This window comes from Streptomyces sp. NPDC059897, from assembly GCF_042730865.1.
In the GTDB taxonomy this organism is placed as follows: domain Bacteria; phylum Actinomycetota; class Actinomycetes; order Streptomycetales; family Streptomycetaceae; genus Streptomyces.
In genome coordinates, this window is record NZ_JBHWKQ010000006.1 from 169,151 (window position 1) to 183,448 (window position 14,298).

The 14,298-nt window shown below is 71.5% G+C and carries 14 protein-coding genes; 5 read left to right on the forward strand and 9 right to left on the reverse strand.

Annotation, left to right across the window (positions count from 1 at the left end):
• The first annotated feature begins 144 nt into the window (after nt 1-144).
• Together ACFV9W_RS09700 and ACFV9W_RS09705 are read left to right on the forward strand one after the other, a co-directional pair.
• Nucleotides 145-729 carry a sigma-70 family RNA polymerase sigma factor gene (locus ACFV9W_RS09700; protein WP_385757314.1) on the forward strand — a complete coding sequence of 195 codons (585 nt, stop codon included), beginning with the start codon at nt 145-147 and terminating at the stop codon, nt 727-729.
• Complete coding sequence (locus ACFV9W_RS09705) at nt 726-1,481, forward strand: anti-sigma factor domain-containing protein (protein WP_385757316.1); 756 nt, start codon at nt 726-728, stop codon at nt 1,479-1,481. The genes ACFV9W_RS09700 and ACFV9W_RS09705 overlap by 4 nt, the downstream gene beginning before the upstream one ends.
• 47 nt (nt 1,482-1,528) lie before the next feature.
• Here ACFV9W_RS09705 and ACFV9W_RS09710 read toward each other — a convergent pair whose 3' ends face one another.
• From ACFV9W_RS09710 to ACFV9W_RS09735, 6 genes are all read right to left on the reverse strand, one after another.
• Complete coding sequence (locus tag ACFV9W_RS09710) at nt 1,529-2,329, reverse strand: DUF1295 domain-containing protein (RefSeq protein WP_385757318.1); 801 nt, start codon at nt 2,327-2,329, stop codon at nt 1,529-1,531.
• Nucleotides 2,326-3,615 carry a class I SAM-dependent methyltransferase gene (locus tag ACFV9W_RS09715; RefSeq protein ID WP_385757320.1) on the reverse strand — a complete coding sequence of 430 codons (1,290 nt, stop codon included), beginning with the start codon at nt 3,613-3,615 and terminating at the stop codon, nt 2,326-2,328. The genes ACFV9W_RS09710 and ACFV9W_RS09715 overlap by 4 nt, the downstream gene beginning before the upstream one ends.
• Nucleotides 3,612-4,895, reverse strand: coding sequence for a class I SAM-dependent methyltransferase (locus tag ACFV9W_RS09720; protein ID WP_385757321.1), 1,284 nt, complete (start codon nt 4,893-4,895; stop codon nt 3,612-3,614). The genes ACFV9W_RS09715 and ACFV9W_RS09720 overlap by 4 nt, the downstream gene beginning before the upstream one ends.
• Complete coding sequence (locus ACFV9W_RS09725; protein ID WP_385757323.1) at nt 4,892-5,638, reverse strand: DUF1365 domain-containing protein; 747 nt, start codon at nt 5,636-5,638, stop codon at nt 4,892-4,894. Before ACFV9W_RS09725 ends, ACFV9W_RS09720 begins: the two co-directional genes overlap by 4 nt.
• A complete protein-coding gene (locus ACFV9W_RS09730; RefSeq protein ID WP_385757324.1) occupies nt 5,632-6,942 on the reverse strand; it encodes an NAD(P)/FAD-dependent oxidoreductase in 1,311 nt (436 codons plus the stop codon). The genes ACFV9W_RS09725 and ACFV9W_RS09730 overlap by 7 nt, the downstream gene beginning before the upstream one ends.
• 103 nt (nt 6,943-7,045) lie before the next feature.
• A complete protein-coding gene (locus ACFV9W_RS09735; RefSeq protein ID WP_385757326.1) occupies nt 7,046-7,696 on the reverse strand; it encodes a fasciclin domain-containing protein in 651 nt (216 codons plus the stop codon).
• A 165-nt stretch (nt 7,697-7,861) separates the two neighbouring features.
• Between ACFV9W_RS09735 and ACFV9W_RS09740 the strand changes: the two genes are divergently transcribed.
• Nucleotides 7,862-9,463, forward strand: coding sequence for a sulfite oxidase (locus ACFV9W_RS09740; protein WP_385757327.1), 1,602 nt, complete (start codon nt 7,862-7,864; stop codon nt 9,461-9,463).
• 65 nt (nt 9,464-9,528) lie between these two features.
• Here ACFV9W_RS09740 and ACFV9W_RS09745 read toward each other — a convergent pair whose 3' ends face one another.
• From ACFV9W_RS09745 to ACFV9W_RS09755, 3 genes are all read right to left on the reverse strand, one after another.
• A complete protein-coding gene (locus ACFV9W_RS09745) occupies nt 9,529-9,711 on the reverse strand; it encodes a hypothetical protein (protein WP_385757328.1) in 183 nt (60 codons plus the stop codon).
• 99 nt (nt 9,712-9,810) lie between these two features.
• A complete protein-coding gene (locus ACFV9W_RS09750) occupies nt 9,811-10,716 on the reverse strand; it encodes a hypothetical protein (RefSeq protein ID WP_385757330.1) in 906 nt (301 codons plus the stop codon).
• A 146-nt stretch (nt 10,717-10,862) separates the two neighbouring features.
• Nucleotides 10,863-11,831 (reverse strand): helix-turn-helix domain-containing protein, encoded by a 969-nt coding sequence (locus tag ACFV9W_RS09755; protein WP_385757332.1) that lies wholly within the window; start codon nt 11,829-11,831, stop codon nt 10,863-10,865.
• 233 nt (nt 11,832-12,064) lie between these two features.
• Between ACFV9W_RS09755 and ACFV9W_RS09760 the strand changes: the two genes are divergently transcribed.
• Both ACFV9W_RS09760 and ACFV9W_RS09765 read left to right on the forward strand, forming a co-directional pair.
• Nucleotides 12,065-12,625, forward strand: coding sequence for a TetR/AcrR family transcriptional regulator (locus tag ACFV9W_RS09760; protein ID WP_385757334.1), 561 nt, complete (start codon nt 12,065-12,067; stop codon nt 12,623-12,625).
• A 307-nt stretch (nt 12,626-12,932) separates the two neighbouring features.
• The gene (locus tag ACFV9W_RS09765; RefSeq protein ID WP_385757336.1) at nt 12,933-14,222 is read left to right on the forward strand and encodes an MFS transporter; all 1,290 of its coding nucleotides are present in this window, start codon (nt 12,933-12,935) and stop codon (nt 14,220-14,222) included.
• The last annotated feature ends 76 nt before the right edge of the window (nt 14,223-14,298 follow it).

Genomic DNA, 14,298 nt, shown 5'->3' on the forward strand with positions numbered 1-14,298 from the left:
GTGGGGCCGCCGCCGATTCCCTCGCCGATGTGCATCCATCGCATCGGCAGACGGGGAACAGGAGGCGGCGGTCTCGGCGGGACCAATCCGCGGCCGCGCCGGGTCCGGATTACATCCGGACAGTTCCCGAGCCCGGAGGGCCCCGTGAAGGAAGCCGTACACATCGGCAGAAACCCGTCCACCGAACCGGATCTCCAGGAGTTGGTGGGACGTGTGGCCCTCGGCGACGAGAACGCGTTCGCCACGGTGTACGACATGGTGATGGGACCTGTCCTCGGCACCGTACGCGCCGTGCTGCGCGACCTGGCCCAGTCGGAGGAGGTCGCGCAGGAGATCATGGTGGAGGTCTGGCGCACCGCTCCCCGCTACCGCGCCGACCGTGGCACGGCGATCAACTGGATCCTCACCCTGGCCCACCGGCGCGCCATCGACCGGGTCCGCTCCGTCGAGGCCGCCGCGGCGCGGGACCAGAAGGCCGCACTCCTCGACCACATGCCTGATTTCGACCAGGTCACCGAGCAGGTCGAGGCACGCCTCGAGCGCGAGCAGGTACGCCGCTGCCTGCGCACCCTGACCGAGATCCAGCGCCAGGCCGTCACCCTCGCCTACTACCGCGGGCTGACCTACCGGCAGGTCGCCGAGTCCCTGACACTGCCTCTGGGCACGGTCAAGACCCGGCTGCGCGACGGTCTCATCCGGCTCCGCGACTGCCTGGGGGTGACCGCGTGACCACAGCCGACCTGCACACGCTGACCGGCGCCTACGCGCTGCACGCGCTGTCCGACGAGGAGCGTGCCGACTTCGAGCGGCACCTCGCGCACTGCGAGGCATGCGCCCAGGAGTGTGCCGAACTCACCGCGACCGCGGCCCGTCTCGGCCTGGCCGCCACCGTCGCGCCCCGCCCCGATCTGCGCGGTCAGGTACTGCGCCGGATCACCACGGTCCGCCAGGACTCGCCCCGTGAGCCGGCCCTGTCCCGGGCCGGACGCACGGCGGGCACCAGGCCGCGGCTGCTGTCGCGGTGGGCGCTCGCCGCCTGCTTCGCGGCCGCCGCCGCGCTCGGCGGCACCGCCGTGTGGCAGCACCAGCGCGCCGAGGACGCCCAGGAACAGGCCCGGCAGGCGGACCAGGCCAACGACCGGATCGCCGCCGTGCTCGCGGCGCCGGACGCCAGGACCGGCTCGGCGGAACTGGGCGACGGCGCGAGCGGCACCGTCGTCGTCTCCAAGAGCCAGGACCGCGCCGTGTTCATCGCCTCGGGGATGGCGCACCCGCCGCGGGGCAAGGTCTACCAACTCTGGTACGACGACGACGGAACCATGCGTTCGGCAGGGCTCATGAACACCGACCGCAGCGACCAGGCCGTGCTGCTGAGCGGTGCCGTGGACGGGGCATCGGGCATGGGTATCACCGTGGAGCCGGCCGGTGGCTCGGAGCAGCCGACGACCGACCCGGTGGCGCTGATGCCGCTGCCCGCCTGAGCCGTCGGCCGCTGGGACCCCGCCCGGCGGCGGGGTCCCCGCCCGAGTCAGCGGCGGGGCGGCAGCGGAAAGAAGCCGCTGGTGCGGGCCGCGTACCCGGCATAGCCGGGACGCTCGGCCATGTGCCGTTCCAGCAGCCGTTTTCCGCTGCCCTTGGTCAGCAACAGGCTCATCACCAGCGGAGACACGACACAGACGGCCGCCGCGCCGAGCGAGTCGCACACGATCAGGAACAGGCCCCACCAGACGCAGAAGTCCCCGAAGTAGTTCGGGTGACGGGTGTACCGCCACAGCCCCCGGTCCATGATCCGGCCCTTGGCCGCGGGATCCGCCTTGAACCGGGCCAGCTGCGCGTCCCCCACCGCCTCGAAGAACATGCCCACCGCCCACAGCAGCGTCCCGGCCCACGCGAAGCCGGTCGTGGGCCCCGTCACGTACTGCGCGGCCTGCACGGGCAAGGACACGAGCCAGACCAGCGCGCCCTGGAGGAGATACACCATGCGCAGGGCGTACAGATTCCGGTTTCCGGGGGCCTGGGACAGCATCCGCTCGTAGCGCGGGTCCTCGCCGTGACCGCGCCCGCGCCGCGCGATGTGCACGGCAAGGCGCAGACCCCACATCACCGTCAGTACGGTCACCAGAACCCGCCGCCCCGGATCGCCGGTGCCCGCCGACACCAGGAAACCCACCACGGCGACCGCGGCGAACCCAAGACCCCACGCCACGTCGACGATCCGGTGCACACCCTTGCGCACGGCCACGGCGAACGTGACGAGCATGACGGCGAACGCGGCGGCGGCCGCCCACCCGAGACCGGTCGCGAAGTCGGCCCAGGCGAAGCCGCTCATGACGCGTCCAGACCGGGGTACCAGTCCCGCGGCGTCGCCGGGACACCACTGCGCCCGGCGGCCGTCGGGCGGACCGAGAGGATCTGGTCGACGCCCATGCGCCGCTCCTCGAAGGCGAGGGCGCCGCCCACCAAGTACAGACGCCACACGCGGGCCGTCTCCTCACCGACGAGCGTCACGAACTCGGACCAGCGTTCCTCCAGCGTGCGATGCCACGCGCTGACGGTGCGCACATAGTTCTCGCGGAGCGACTCCACCGACCGCACCTCCAGACCGGCCGTCTCCAGCAGGCCCACGGTCTCGCCCAGCGGCCGCATGTGCATGTCGGGCGCGATGTACGCCTCGATGAACGCGCCGCCGCCCGGAGCCGTCGACCCACGCGACATCTGCTGGACCAGGACGCGTCCCGCGGGCCGCACCAGACGGTGCAGCGCGGCGGCGAACGCCGGGTACTCGGCGTCCCCGACGTGTTCGCCCATCTCGACCGTGGCGACCGCGTCGTAGTCGCCGCCGGTGATGTCCCGGTAGTCCTGGCACACCACGTGCACCCGGTCCGTGAGGCCCCGCGCGCGCACCTGCTCGTCCACGTACGCCGCCTGCTCGCGGGCCAGGGTCACCGCCGTGACCTGTACCTCGAGCCGTTCGGCCGCGTACAGCGTCAGGGAGCCCCAGCCGCAGCCGATGTCGAGCAGCCGGGCCCCGGGCAGCAGGCCGAGCTTGTGGCAGATCAGCTCCAGCTTGGCGCGCTGCGCGTCGGCCGCGGTGAACTCCGGTCCTTCTCCCGCCCAGTACCCGCACGAGTACGCCATCGTCTCGTCCAGGAGCAGCCGGTAGAAGGCGTTGGACAGGTCGTAGTGGTGGCTGATGGCCTCCCGGTCACGGGACCTGCTGTGCAGGGCTCCGCGCAGCCGTGCCTGCGACGCCGGCGGGGCCGGGGGAGGGCCCACCGCGCCGAGGCGGGCCGCGGCGCCCGCCGCACGGGCGCGACCGGTCAAGGAGAGGCGGGGTACGTGCAGCTTCCGTTCGCGGGCCGCGGACCACATGGCGCGCAGCCCGGCCGCCAGGTCCCCTTCCACGTCGATCTCGCCGGTCACATACGCCTGTGCCAGCCCCAACTCGCCGGGATTCCACAGCAGTCGGCGCAGCGCGCGGCGGGAGCGCACGACGACCACGGGGCTGTCGGCCGGGCCCGCCTCGGTGCCGTCCCAGGTGCGCAGGCGGACCGGGAGCGGCCCGCCGAGCGCGGTCTCGGCGAGGGCGGCGAGGCGGTGGGCGGCGCCGGTCATCGGCTGATCTCCTCCTTGGTGAGCAGGTACTGCTGTACGTCGAGGTACCCGGAGCGGAACCCGGCCTCGGAGTAGGCGAGATAGAACGTCCACATGCGCTGGAACGTCTCGTCGAATGCGAGCGCGGCGACCGCGTCGGCCCGCTCGGCGAACCGTTCCCGCCACAGCCGCAGTGTCTCCGCGTAGTGCGCGCCGTAGCTGTCGCGGCGGGCGATCGTGAGGCCGGTGTGGTCGCGTACGGTCTCGGCGATGGCGTCGACGGACGGCAGCAGCCCGCCGGGGAAGATGTACTTCTGGATCCAGGTGTACGTGGACCGGCTCGCCAGCATCCGGTCGTGCGGCATCGTGATGGCCTGCAGCGCGACCCGGCCACCCGGCGCCAGGCGTGCGTCGAGGGTACGGAAGTAGGTGGGCCAGAACTCGGCGCCGACCGCCTCGACCATCTCGACGCTGACGACGGCGTCGTAACTGCCGCGCGCCTCGCGGTAGTCGCACAGCTCGACGGTGACACGGTCGGCGAGCCCGGCCGCAGCGACGCGTTCCAGGGCGAGTTCGCGCTGTTCGCCGGAGAGGGTGAGCGAGGTGACCCGGGCCCCGCGTGCGGCGGCGCGGATCGCGAGCTCGCCCCAGCCGGTGCCGATCTCCAGGACCCGGCTGCCCTCCCGCACTTCGGCGAGGTCGAGGAGCCGGTCGATCTTGCGGCGCTGGGCGTCGGCGAGCAGGCTCCGGTCGGCGGGCAGGCCGCGGAACACGGCCGAGGAGTAGCTGAGCGTCTCGTCGAGGAAGAGCGCGAACAGGTCGTTGGACAGGTCGTAGTGGTGGCTGATGTTGCTCCGCGATCCGGCCGGGGTGTTGCGCCGCGCCGAGGGCTGACGCGGGGCCCACAGCCCGCGCAGCCGCTGGAGGGGTGTGGGCACCAGCTCGGGCGTGTGCGCGGCGAGGACGGTGAGGGCCGCCACCAGATCGGGCGCGTCCCACTCACCGGCCATGTACGACTCACCGAACCCGATCAGCCCCTGCTTGCCGATGCGGCGGTGGAACGCGTCCGGCCGGTGGATGTGCAGGACAGGGCCGCCCCTGCCGAGCTCGGTGCCGTCGGCGAACCGCACACGCAGCGGCAGTTCACGCAGGGCACGGCGGACGACGGCCGCGGCGACGGCGGTCCGGGGCGGCGAGGCAGCCGGTGGCGCGGCCACGTCGGGCCACCTGGCCGGGTCCACGGGGAGGTGAGTGGGCCCGGCCGGGGGAGCCGTGGCGGGGCGGGTGTCGCCGGTTCTCATGAGGTGTTCTCCGAAGTGCTGTGTTCGTGCTGGTCGGGACGCGGCTGGACGGGCAGACCCCGCAGATACAGCCGGATGCCGTGCAGGCGAATGGCCGCCGACACCGCGAGCGTGGACCACGGGCTGCGCGCCGCGAGCCCCAGCAGGGTTCGTGCACGTACTTCCTTCCTGGTGCCGCGAACGGTTGCGGTGAACGGCCTGCAGCCGTCGCGCTCCAGGTGCACGGTGAGGTCCACCCGGCCCCCGGGCGCGGGCAGACGCATGCGGTAACGCCCGTCGACGGGGAAGAACGGCGAGACGTAGAACTCCTTGTCCGTCGACGCCCGGCCCGCGGCGTCGGGCCACAGCAGATAGCCGTGGCGTCCGCCGTACGTGTTGTGGACCTCGGCGACGACGCAGCGCAGGGCACCGCCGGGGGTGTGGCACCAGTACAGGGTGAGCGGGTTGAACACGTAGCCGAAGACGCGCGCGTGGGTCAGCATGACGACCGGGCCGCCGTCCAGATCCACTCCCTGCTCGGCGAGGAAGGCGTCGAGCCCGGAGCGGAGGGACGACTGCCGGTCGCCGCCGAAGTGGTCGCGGGCGTCAAAGCCCGCCAACGCCCGGAGCGGAAAGGGTAGTTCGGGCGGATGATCCGGGTCGATCAGCCACATGTACGTGCGGTGGCGCAGCGCGTAACGGCGCGGCGCGGTGCGCACGTGGGCGATCGTGACGCTGTACAGAGCCGGGGCCGCGCTCACCATGACACCCCCAGGGCCGCGGCGGCCGCGACGCCAGAGGCACAGCCGTCCTCGTGGAAGCCCCAGCCGTGGTAGGCGCCGGCGAACGCGGTCGTGGAGGTGCTCAGTCCGGGAAGCAGCCGCTGGGCGGCCACCGACTCCGGTGTGTACACCGGGTGTTCGTAGACCATGCGGGCACGGACCAGGTCCGGATCGACACGGTCCTCGCCGCCGAGCGTGACGATGTAGGTCTCGGGTGCGTCCAGGCGCTGGAGCCGGTTCATGTCGTAGCTGACCCGCACCCGGTCGGCGCCCGACCCGCAGGACGGCATCAGATAGTTCCAAGAGGCCCTGGCACCCCGGGCGCGCGGCAGCAGCGCGGTGTCGGTGTGCAGGAGCGTGGCGTTCCGGGAGTACCGGAACGCGCCGAGCACCTCCTTCTCCCGGGGCGTGGCATCCGCAACCAGCCGCAGCGCCTGGTCCGGGTGGGTGGCGACGACCACTGAGTCGTACGTGTGCGTGAAGCCGTCGGCGGCGGTGAGGTCGGCCCCGTCGGGATGGCGCCGCACGAGCCGTACCGGCGACCCGAGGCGCACCTCGTCGAGGTTCCGCGCCACCCGCTCCACATAGCTGCGCGAGCCTCCGGTCACGGTGCGCCAGGTCGGTGACCCGCCCACCGAGAGCATCCCGTGGTGCTTCAGGAACCGGAACAGATACGCGGCCGGATAGCGCATCGCCGTGGTGGCGTCGCACGACCACACCGCCGACACGAGAGGCGTCATGAAATGCGTACGGAAGTACGGCGAGAAGCCCTCGCGATCGAGGAACCCACCCAGCGTGAGCTGCGACTCCGCGTCGCGTTCGAGCAGCCGTCGCGCCGCCCGGTGGAAGGCGGGCACCTGTGCGAGCAGCCGCAGATAGCCGGGGCGCAGCGCGTTGCCGGGCTGCGCGAACAGCCCCGCGATACCCCGCGCACCGGCGTACTCCAGTCCGCAGCCCTCGCACCGCACCGACATGCTCATCTCCGACTCCTGCGTGGCGACGCCGAGCTCGGCGAACAGGCGCAGCAGGTTCGGATAGGTGGCGCCGTTGTGCACGATGAACCCGGAGTCGACCCGATGGCTCGCCCCGTCCGGCGAGGTCAGGTCGTGGCTGTGCGCGTGCCCGCCGAGACGGTCGTCGGCCTCGTACAGGGTGACGTGGTGTCTCCGGGCGAGTACGTGCGCCGCGGTGAGCCCGGCGACGCCGCTGCCGATCACGGCGGTGCGCCGCCGCCCCACCGTCCTTGGGGTGGCATCCCCCGAGCCGCCTCCTGGGACCGTCGACATCGCCTCTCCTCTCACCCGCCCGCGCATGCTGTCTCACGGGTAATCCGGAGCCGATCACGCGGTGGATTGGCGGAGAGGCGGAGTGCGGGCACCGGCCCCCGGCTCAGCTCTTGGGCATCAGCACGCTGTCGATGATGTAGACGGTGGCATTGGCGGTCTTTACGTTGCCGCAGACCACGTTCGCCGAGCCGTTGACCTTGTAGGACTCCCCGGAGCCCGCGGTGGTCAGCTTCGACTTCTCCAGCGTCTCGAACGAGCCCTTCTCCAGGTCCTTCGGCGTGAGCTTCTTGCCGACCACGTGGTATGTGAGGATCTTGGTGAGCTGCGCCTTGTCGTTGAGGACCTTGTCCAGGTCCGCCTTCGGGATCTTGGCGAAGGCGTCGTTGGTGGGCGCGAAGACGGTCACGTTCTCGGCGTTGTTGAGGGTGTCGACCAGGCCGGCCTTCTTCACCGCGGTCACCAGGGTGGACAGGTCCGGGTTGTTCGACGCGGCGGTGGCGACCGGGTCCTTCGCCATGCCGTCGAACGAACCCGCACCGTCCTTCGGCACGGACGAACAGGCCGCGCCGAACGGCTTGCTCATGGTCGAGGTGTCGTCCGAGGGGCTGGTCTTGTCGCTCTCCTCCGACGCGGAAGAGGAGGCGCTGTCGGAGCCGCTGTCCTTGGAACCACTGTCGGAGCAGGCGGTCAGCGCGAGCGGCAGCATGGCTGCGGCGGCGACGGCGACGGCGGCACGGCGGGTACGAGTGCGCATGGCAATCACTCCACGATCGAATCAGTGGGAGCTTCTTCGCTCCCGGCACACGTAATCCGGGGTGGACGGGGATGCGGATTGGTCGATTCCCCGAACGGGTGAAGACTGGCGGTCCGATGGCGGCACCCACCAATCCGCACCCCGCGCGAGAACGTATTCCGGGGCATGGACGGCAACGTGACACACCACCGGCCCCGCGGGGCCACGCGCCCGGCCCTCGGCGCCCTGAGCGGGCTGCTCGCCGGATACACGGCCCTCACCGTCGCGGAGCTTGCCTCCGCGGCCGTACGGCCCGAGTCGGGACCGGTCGTCGCGGTCGGCGGGGCGGCCATCGACCGCACCCCGCCCGCCGTGAAGGACTGGGCGATCCGGCAGTTCGGCACGGACGACAAGCTGGTGCTGCAACTGGGCATCCTCGTCGTGCTCTCGCTCCTGGCCCTGATCCTGGGCATGGTGGCCAACCGATGGCGACTCGTCGGCTCGTTCGGGGTGCTGGCTTTCGGCGGCATCGGCGCGCTGGCCGCCACCGGCAGGCCCGACTCGACGGGCGCGATCGACGCCCTGCCCTCCTTGGCGGGCGGGGTCGTGGGCACGGCCCTGCTGTACTGGCTCACCGGACGTCTCGAGGCCTCCATTGGGCCCGCGGCGGCGCGCGACTTCGGTGAATCTGGATCTGGATGGGACCGGCGCGGATTCATCATCGCGGCCACCGCCGCGGCGGCCGCCTCGACCGGAGCCGGAGTGCTCGGCCGGTCGCTGAACGGCTCCCAGGTGCAGAACGCCGTCGCCTCACGCAAGGACGTGGTGCTGCCCGCGCCCTCGTCGAAGGCCGCTCCCACACCGCGCGGCGCCGCCCTGCGCATCAACGGCATCAGCCCGTACGTGACACCCGACGCGGACTTCTACCGCGTCGACACGGCCCTGATCGTCCCCAAGGTCGACGCCACCACCTGGAAGCTCCGCATCCACGGCAAGGGGGTGTCCCGCGAACTGACACTGACCTTCGCGGACTTGCTGAAGCTGCCGCTCATCGAACGCACCATCACCCTGACCTGCGTGTCCAACGAGGTCGGCGGCCCCTACGCCGGTAACGCCCGCTGGATCGGAGTCCGTCTCGCCGACCTCCTGAAGCGGTGCGGTGTCGAACCTCCGTCGAAGGGCGGCCCCGCCGACCAGTTGGTGGCACGCTCCGTGGACGGCATGACCATCGGCAGCCCGGTCGAGGACGTGATGGACGGACGGGACGCGATGCTCGCCGTCGGCATGAACGGCCAACCGCTGCCCTTCGTGCACGGCTTCCCCGTCCGCATGCTCGTCCCCGGCCTGTACGGCTATGTGTCCGCCTGCAAATGGATCCAGGACATCGAGCTGACCACGTTCGACGCCTACGACCCGTACTGGGTCAAGCGGGACTGGGCCCGGCGCGCCCCCATCAAGACCCAGTCCCGCATCGACACACCGAAACCCTTCGCCCGCCCCGAGGCGGGCACCGTCATGGTCGCCGGAGTCGCCTGGGCGCAGCACCGCGGCATCGACAAGGTCGAGGTCCGCGTCGACGACGGCCCCTGGCAGGAGGCCCGCCTCGCCGCCGAGGACACCCGCGACACCTGGCGACAGTGGTCCTACGCATGGCAGGCCACCAAGGGCAGCCACACCCTCACGGTCCGGGCCACAGACCGCACGGGCACCACCCAGACGGCGAAGCGCACACCGACCGTGCCCGATGGGGCGTCGGGGTGGCACTCCGTGGTGGTGACGGTGGACTGAGCGACGGCGGCCCGTCGCCGAGGGCGTCCGCCGCCTCCGTGCCTCGACGGTGTGTGCGAGGCGGGTCAGCTCAGGTAGGCGCTGCACCCGGTGGAGTTGCGGATCCACTTGTGGGAGCTGATCGCGTTGTTGGCCGACTTGCCGTTGCTGAACTTGTCGTTGGACTTCTTCGACCAGTTGCGGTCGTTGTCCTCGTCCTTGTCCTTGCCGAGGTAGTCGCGGCAGTTCTTCGAGCCGTACGAGTACACGTAGCCGGCCTTCGCCGCGTTGTACCGCTTGTCGCAGTTGTGGGACGCCGCCTGCGAGCCGGAGCCGGAGCCGGCGATGTCCGACGGTGAGGTACGGGTTCAGCCGTGATCGCGGACGATCGGGCGGGCCCGGACGAGCGCCTCGTCGGTCAGGCGCAGATAGGTGTCGACCTCCTTTCGGTAAGCCGGGCCGATGGTGTCCTCGCGGTAGGAGCGCTCCAACGCCCCGACCCGTTCGGCGAGTTCGGTGGAGCGTGCGCACGTGGCCTCGGCGACGGCGAGCCGCACCTGGGAGCGGTGTGCGCGGTCAGGGCCCAACGATGCGTCCAGAGACGGGAGGTGGTCGCGGATCTGTTGCGGGGAGCGGTACGAGAGACCCTTGCCGCGCATGCACCGCGACCACCACCCGACGGCGGTCGTGTACCGCGGGTCACGGGTGACCTTGTCGGCGTACAGCGGGGTGAGCCCCTGGGCGGTCTTGCTCGCCCGAAACCATGCGCGGAGGTCCCCGTACAACTGCTCGCGGGCCGACGCGAGGCAGCCCTCCAGGCTGGTGCCGGTCCGGCCGCCCGAGGGCAGCCGGACGCTGACGGTGCGGCTGTCCGCCGGACCGAAGAGTGTCCGCTCCCAGTGAGTCCGAGCTTCGGGCGAAAGCCCCCTGAGGTGCGCGGTGTTGCGGTCCTGCCCGCGCTCCCGCTCCGCCACCCGGTCGAACCGGTCGCCGTAGCCGTTCCTGCGCGCCCAGCCGACGTCGTCGAGAACGAGGCCGACCGTCCGCATCTCGTCCGGGCGCGGCGCCCGGCCCGGCCGGTAGGGCTGCTCGTGCCGAGCCATGCAGCGCCCGGTGAGCAGCTGCTCGGCCCGGTCCAGCGTGCCGAGCTCGACATCCGTGGGCCAAGCGGTCCGCTTGGTGTCACCCGTGGTGCCGGCCTGAGCGCCCGCGCAGCCGGTGACGGCGACGAGCGCGAGGGTCGCCGCCCCCAGCGCGGCGTGTGTGCGACTCATGATGCCTCCGTACGAATCCCCCGTGGAGCCCTGCCTTTCCGCGAAGTTCGCGGCGATCTGAAGGTAGGAGGCGGGGCGGAGGCGCTCCCACGTCTTTCGGGCGAGCCCGAAACAGCTGAGGAGTACGCGGGGGTACGTGTGCGGGCTCAGCCCGCCGCGGCGCCGCTGAGCAGATGGCTGCCGAGCTGCGTGAGGCTGTGCTGCATCCGGTGGCGTTCCCGGGTGCTCGCGATGAGCCCGGCGCGTCGCAGCACCGCCGCGTGCTCGCTCGCCGAGGACAGCGAGACCCCGGCCAGGTGCGCCAACTCCGTTGTCGTACACGGCTCTTGGAGTGCCTGAAGCACCGCCGCGCGGGTGTGCCCGAGCAGAGGGGCGAGCCGCGGGCCCGGCCCGTCGGCCGGCTCCGGAATCAGTGGCCGGGCCGGATACACCAGGACCGGCCACAGCGCCTCGTCCAGCAGCGCGACCGGCGTGCGCCGACAGAAGTACGAGGGCACGAGGAGCAGTCCGCGCCCCTGGAGGCGGATGTCCCGCTGGACGGGGTAGTCCGCGACCAGCACGGGAGCCTCCCAGCGCAGGACGGGCGCGAAGGTGCGCAGCATGGCCTCCGTGCCGAGCCTGCCCTGCGCACCTGTCCGATGTCGCCGGTCGCCCTCGACGCGGGCCGCGATCTCCGGCCAGGCCGGCGCGAGCACGGAGGCGTGATAGATGCGCAGGGCCCGGCCGAGCCGGTGCACCACGCCCAGGTCCCCGGCGGCCAGAGGCCGGGCCCAAGCGGGCAAGGTGGCGTTCTGCGCCGCCAACAGCGTCATCTCCGCGCGTAGTTGACGGCGGGGAGTGGACAGGACGGCGTCGATACCGCACTCGAGCCCGGCGAGTCCGGCCGCCGGTGTCAGGAAGTCCGGGAAGTAGCCGCGCGGCGGCATGAGCGGTGACAGCATGCCAAGCGCGCTCATGTCGCGCGGGCACTGCCGCCTCCGCCACGAGTTGAGCACCGGCTCGCGCCGCATTTCCCGGAGCTGATGCAGACTCAGCACGATTTCCCAGAGCGGGTCCGGTTCCTCGGCGATCCTGGTGCGGGCCAGATCCCCGGCACTGAAGTGAATACGCAGCACGGCTTCCCCCGAATCCGCCACGGCGTTGGGTGGGGCGGACGCGCGCTCCGGGGTGGTCTGTTGAACCGGAACGTGCGCCGTCCTGAAGTGTCCTATGCTGGGACCATAGTGGCGAGAACGGCGGTTCTCAAGGCGGCGCGCGAGGCGCGCCGGGCGCTCAAGGGGCGTGCGGGGGCAGTGAGTTGATCAGCCGATGGGCATTCGGCGGCGAGTCGTTTGGAGGAGGCGTCCCGTTGATACCGGACGACCTGCGGGTGCACGTGGTCGAGGTGGCGGACGAGCTGTTCTACACCCACGGTGTCCACACGGTGACGATGCACCGGATCCGCGACGAGGCGGGGGTGCCGCTGAAGCGGCTGTACCAGATGTTCCCCTCCAAGGATCTCCTCCTCGCGGCCTGCCTCGACCGGCGTGACCAGGTGGCGCGTTCCGCGATCGGGCAGCGTGTCGGGTCGATCGAGGACCCGGTCGCGAAGATCCTCGGCCCCTTCGACTTCCTGGACGACTGGTTCCGTCAACCGGGCTTCCACGGCTGCGTGTTCGCGGGCGCCTTCGGCGAGGTGGGCGCCGCCGCGCCGATCGTCGTGAAGGCCGTGCAGACCCACAAGCTCGCCCTGCGCGCGCTCCTGACCGAACTGGTGGAGGAGGCGGGCATCCGCGACCCGGTGGCGGTGGGTGCCCAGTTGGCCGTGCTGTTCGACGGGGCGATGGCCCTCGCGACGTTCTCCGGCGACGCGGACGCCGCGCTGCACGCACGCAAGGCGGCACAGGCGGTGCTGGCCGCGGAACTGTGACGGCTGAGCACGGCATATCCGTGCGTAGGCGTCACAGTCCCCAGTCCCCAGTCCCCGGCCCACGCGGCGGCCGGGGCGCGTTACGTGCAGGGGACACGGTGTGAAAGAATTCCACCCTGCCGGTGCGAGCACGGTCCCCCTGGAGACCGTCGACGCCACCATCTCTTCTTCCGTTCTCCGGATGCCGCGGCCGCTTTCTCCCCGGTCGCGCCGTGTCCGGACGTCGGCATGAGCGAGTGGGGCAGGACGCCCGCCCCGGCGCCTGCCCCAGTCCACCTCGCGCGACGGAACGACGGAACCAAGCCACATGACACAACTGGATGAGACGGCCGCGCCCCCGAGCGCCCCGGGCCCGGTGGACAGCACGGACGGCGCGGACGGTACGGGCGGTGGTGACAAGCCCAGCCGCTACGCGAAGAAGGCGGTGTTCGCCTCCTCCCTCGGCTACGCGATGGACGGCTTCGACCTGCTGATCCTGAGCTTCGCGCTCTCGGCCATCTCCGCCGACCTGGGCCTGGACAAGGCGCAGGGCGGTTCGCTCGCCACCATCACGCTCATCGGCGCCGTCGTCGGCGGACTCGTGTTCGGGATGCTCGCCGACCGGATCGGCCGGGTGAAGGTCCTCACGTACTCGGTGATCTTCTTCGCCGTCTTCACCGGCCTCTCGGCGCTCGCGACCTCCTACGGCGAGCTGTCCGCGTTCCGGTTCCTCGCGGGCGTCGGCATCGGCGGCGAGTTCGGCATCGGCATGACGCTCGCCGCGGAGGCGTGGCCGAGCAAGAAGCGGGCGCGCGCCACCTCGCTGGTCGCGCTCGGCTTCCAGGCGGGTGTGCTCGCGGCGGCGCTGATATCCGCGCCGGTGATCGCGGCATGGGGCTGGCAGGGACTGTTCCTGATCGGCGCGGTGCCCGCGGTCGTCGCCATCGCGCTGCGCTCCCGGCTGCACGAACCCGAGCAGTTCACTCGCACCCGCGACGAGGGCAAGGGCCTGTCGACGCTCGCCTCGCTCAAGCTGCTGGTGAAGGACGGCCCCACGGCTCGTGCCAGCTTCGGCGTCCTCGTCCTGACCTCGGTCCAGAACTTCGGCTACTACGGCATCATGACGTGGCTGCCGACCTACCTGAGCGAGCGGTTCGGCTACAGCCTCACCAAGTCGTCCGGCTGGACCGCCGTCACCGTCGTCGGGATGGCGCTCGGCATCCTGCTCTTCGGTGAACTCGCCGACCGCCTCGGCCGCCGCAGGACGTTCTGGCTGTTCCAGGTCGGCGCGGCCGTCTCCGTCCTCGCGTACAGCCAGCTCGTCTCGCCCTGGGCGCTGCTCGTCGGCGGCGCCGTGATGGGCCTCTTCGCCAACGGCATGACCGGCGGCTACGGCGCGCTGATGGCCGAGCTGTACCCGACGCAGGTACGGGCCACAGCGCAGAACACTCTGTTCAACATCGGCCGCGCGGTGGGCGGCTTCGCGCCCGTCGTCGTGGCGCTCTGCGCGGACCAGTGGGGCTTCGCGGTCGCCATCGGGCTGCTGTCCGCGATCTACGTCGCCGACATCCTCGCCATGTTCGTCATCCCGGAGCGCAAGGGCGAGCGGCTCGCCTGAGGGCTTGTGACGGCACCCGCGCAGGGTGCTCGCCTTCGGCGCGGTCGGGCCGCATGCTGGGACCGGACGCCCGCGC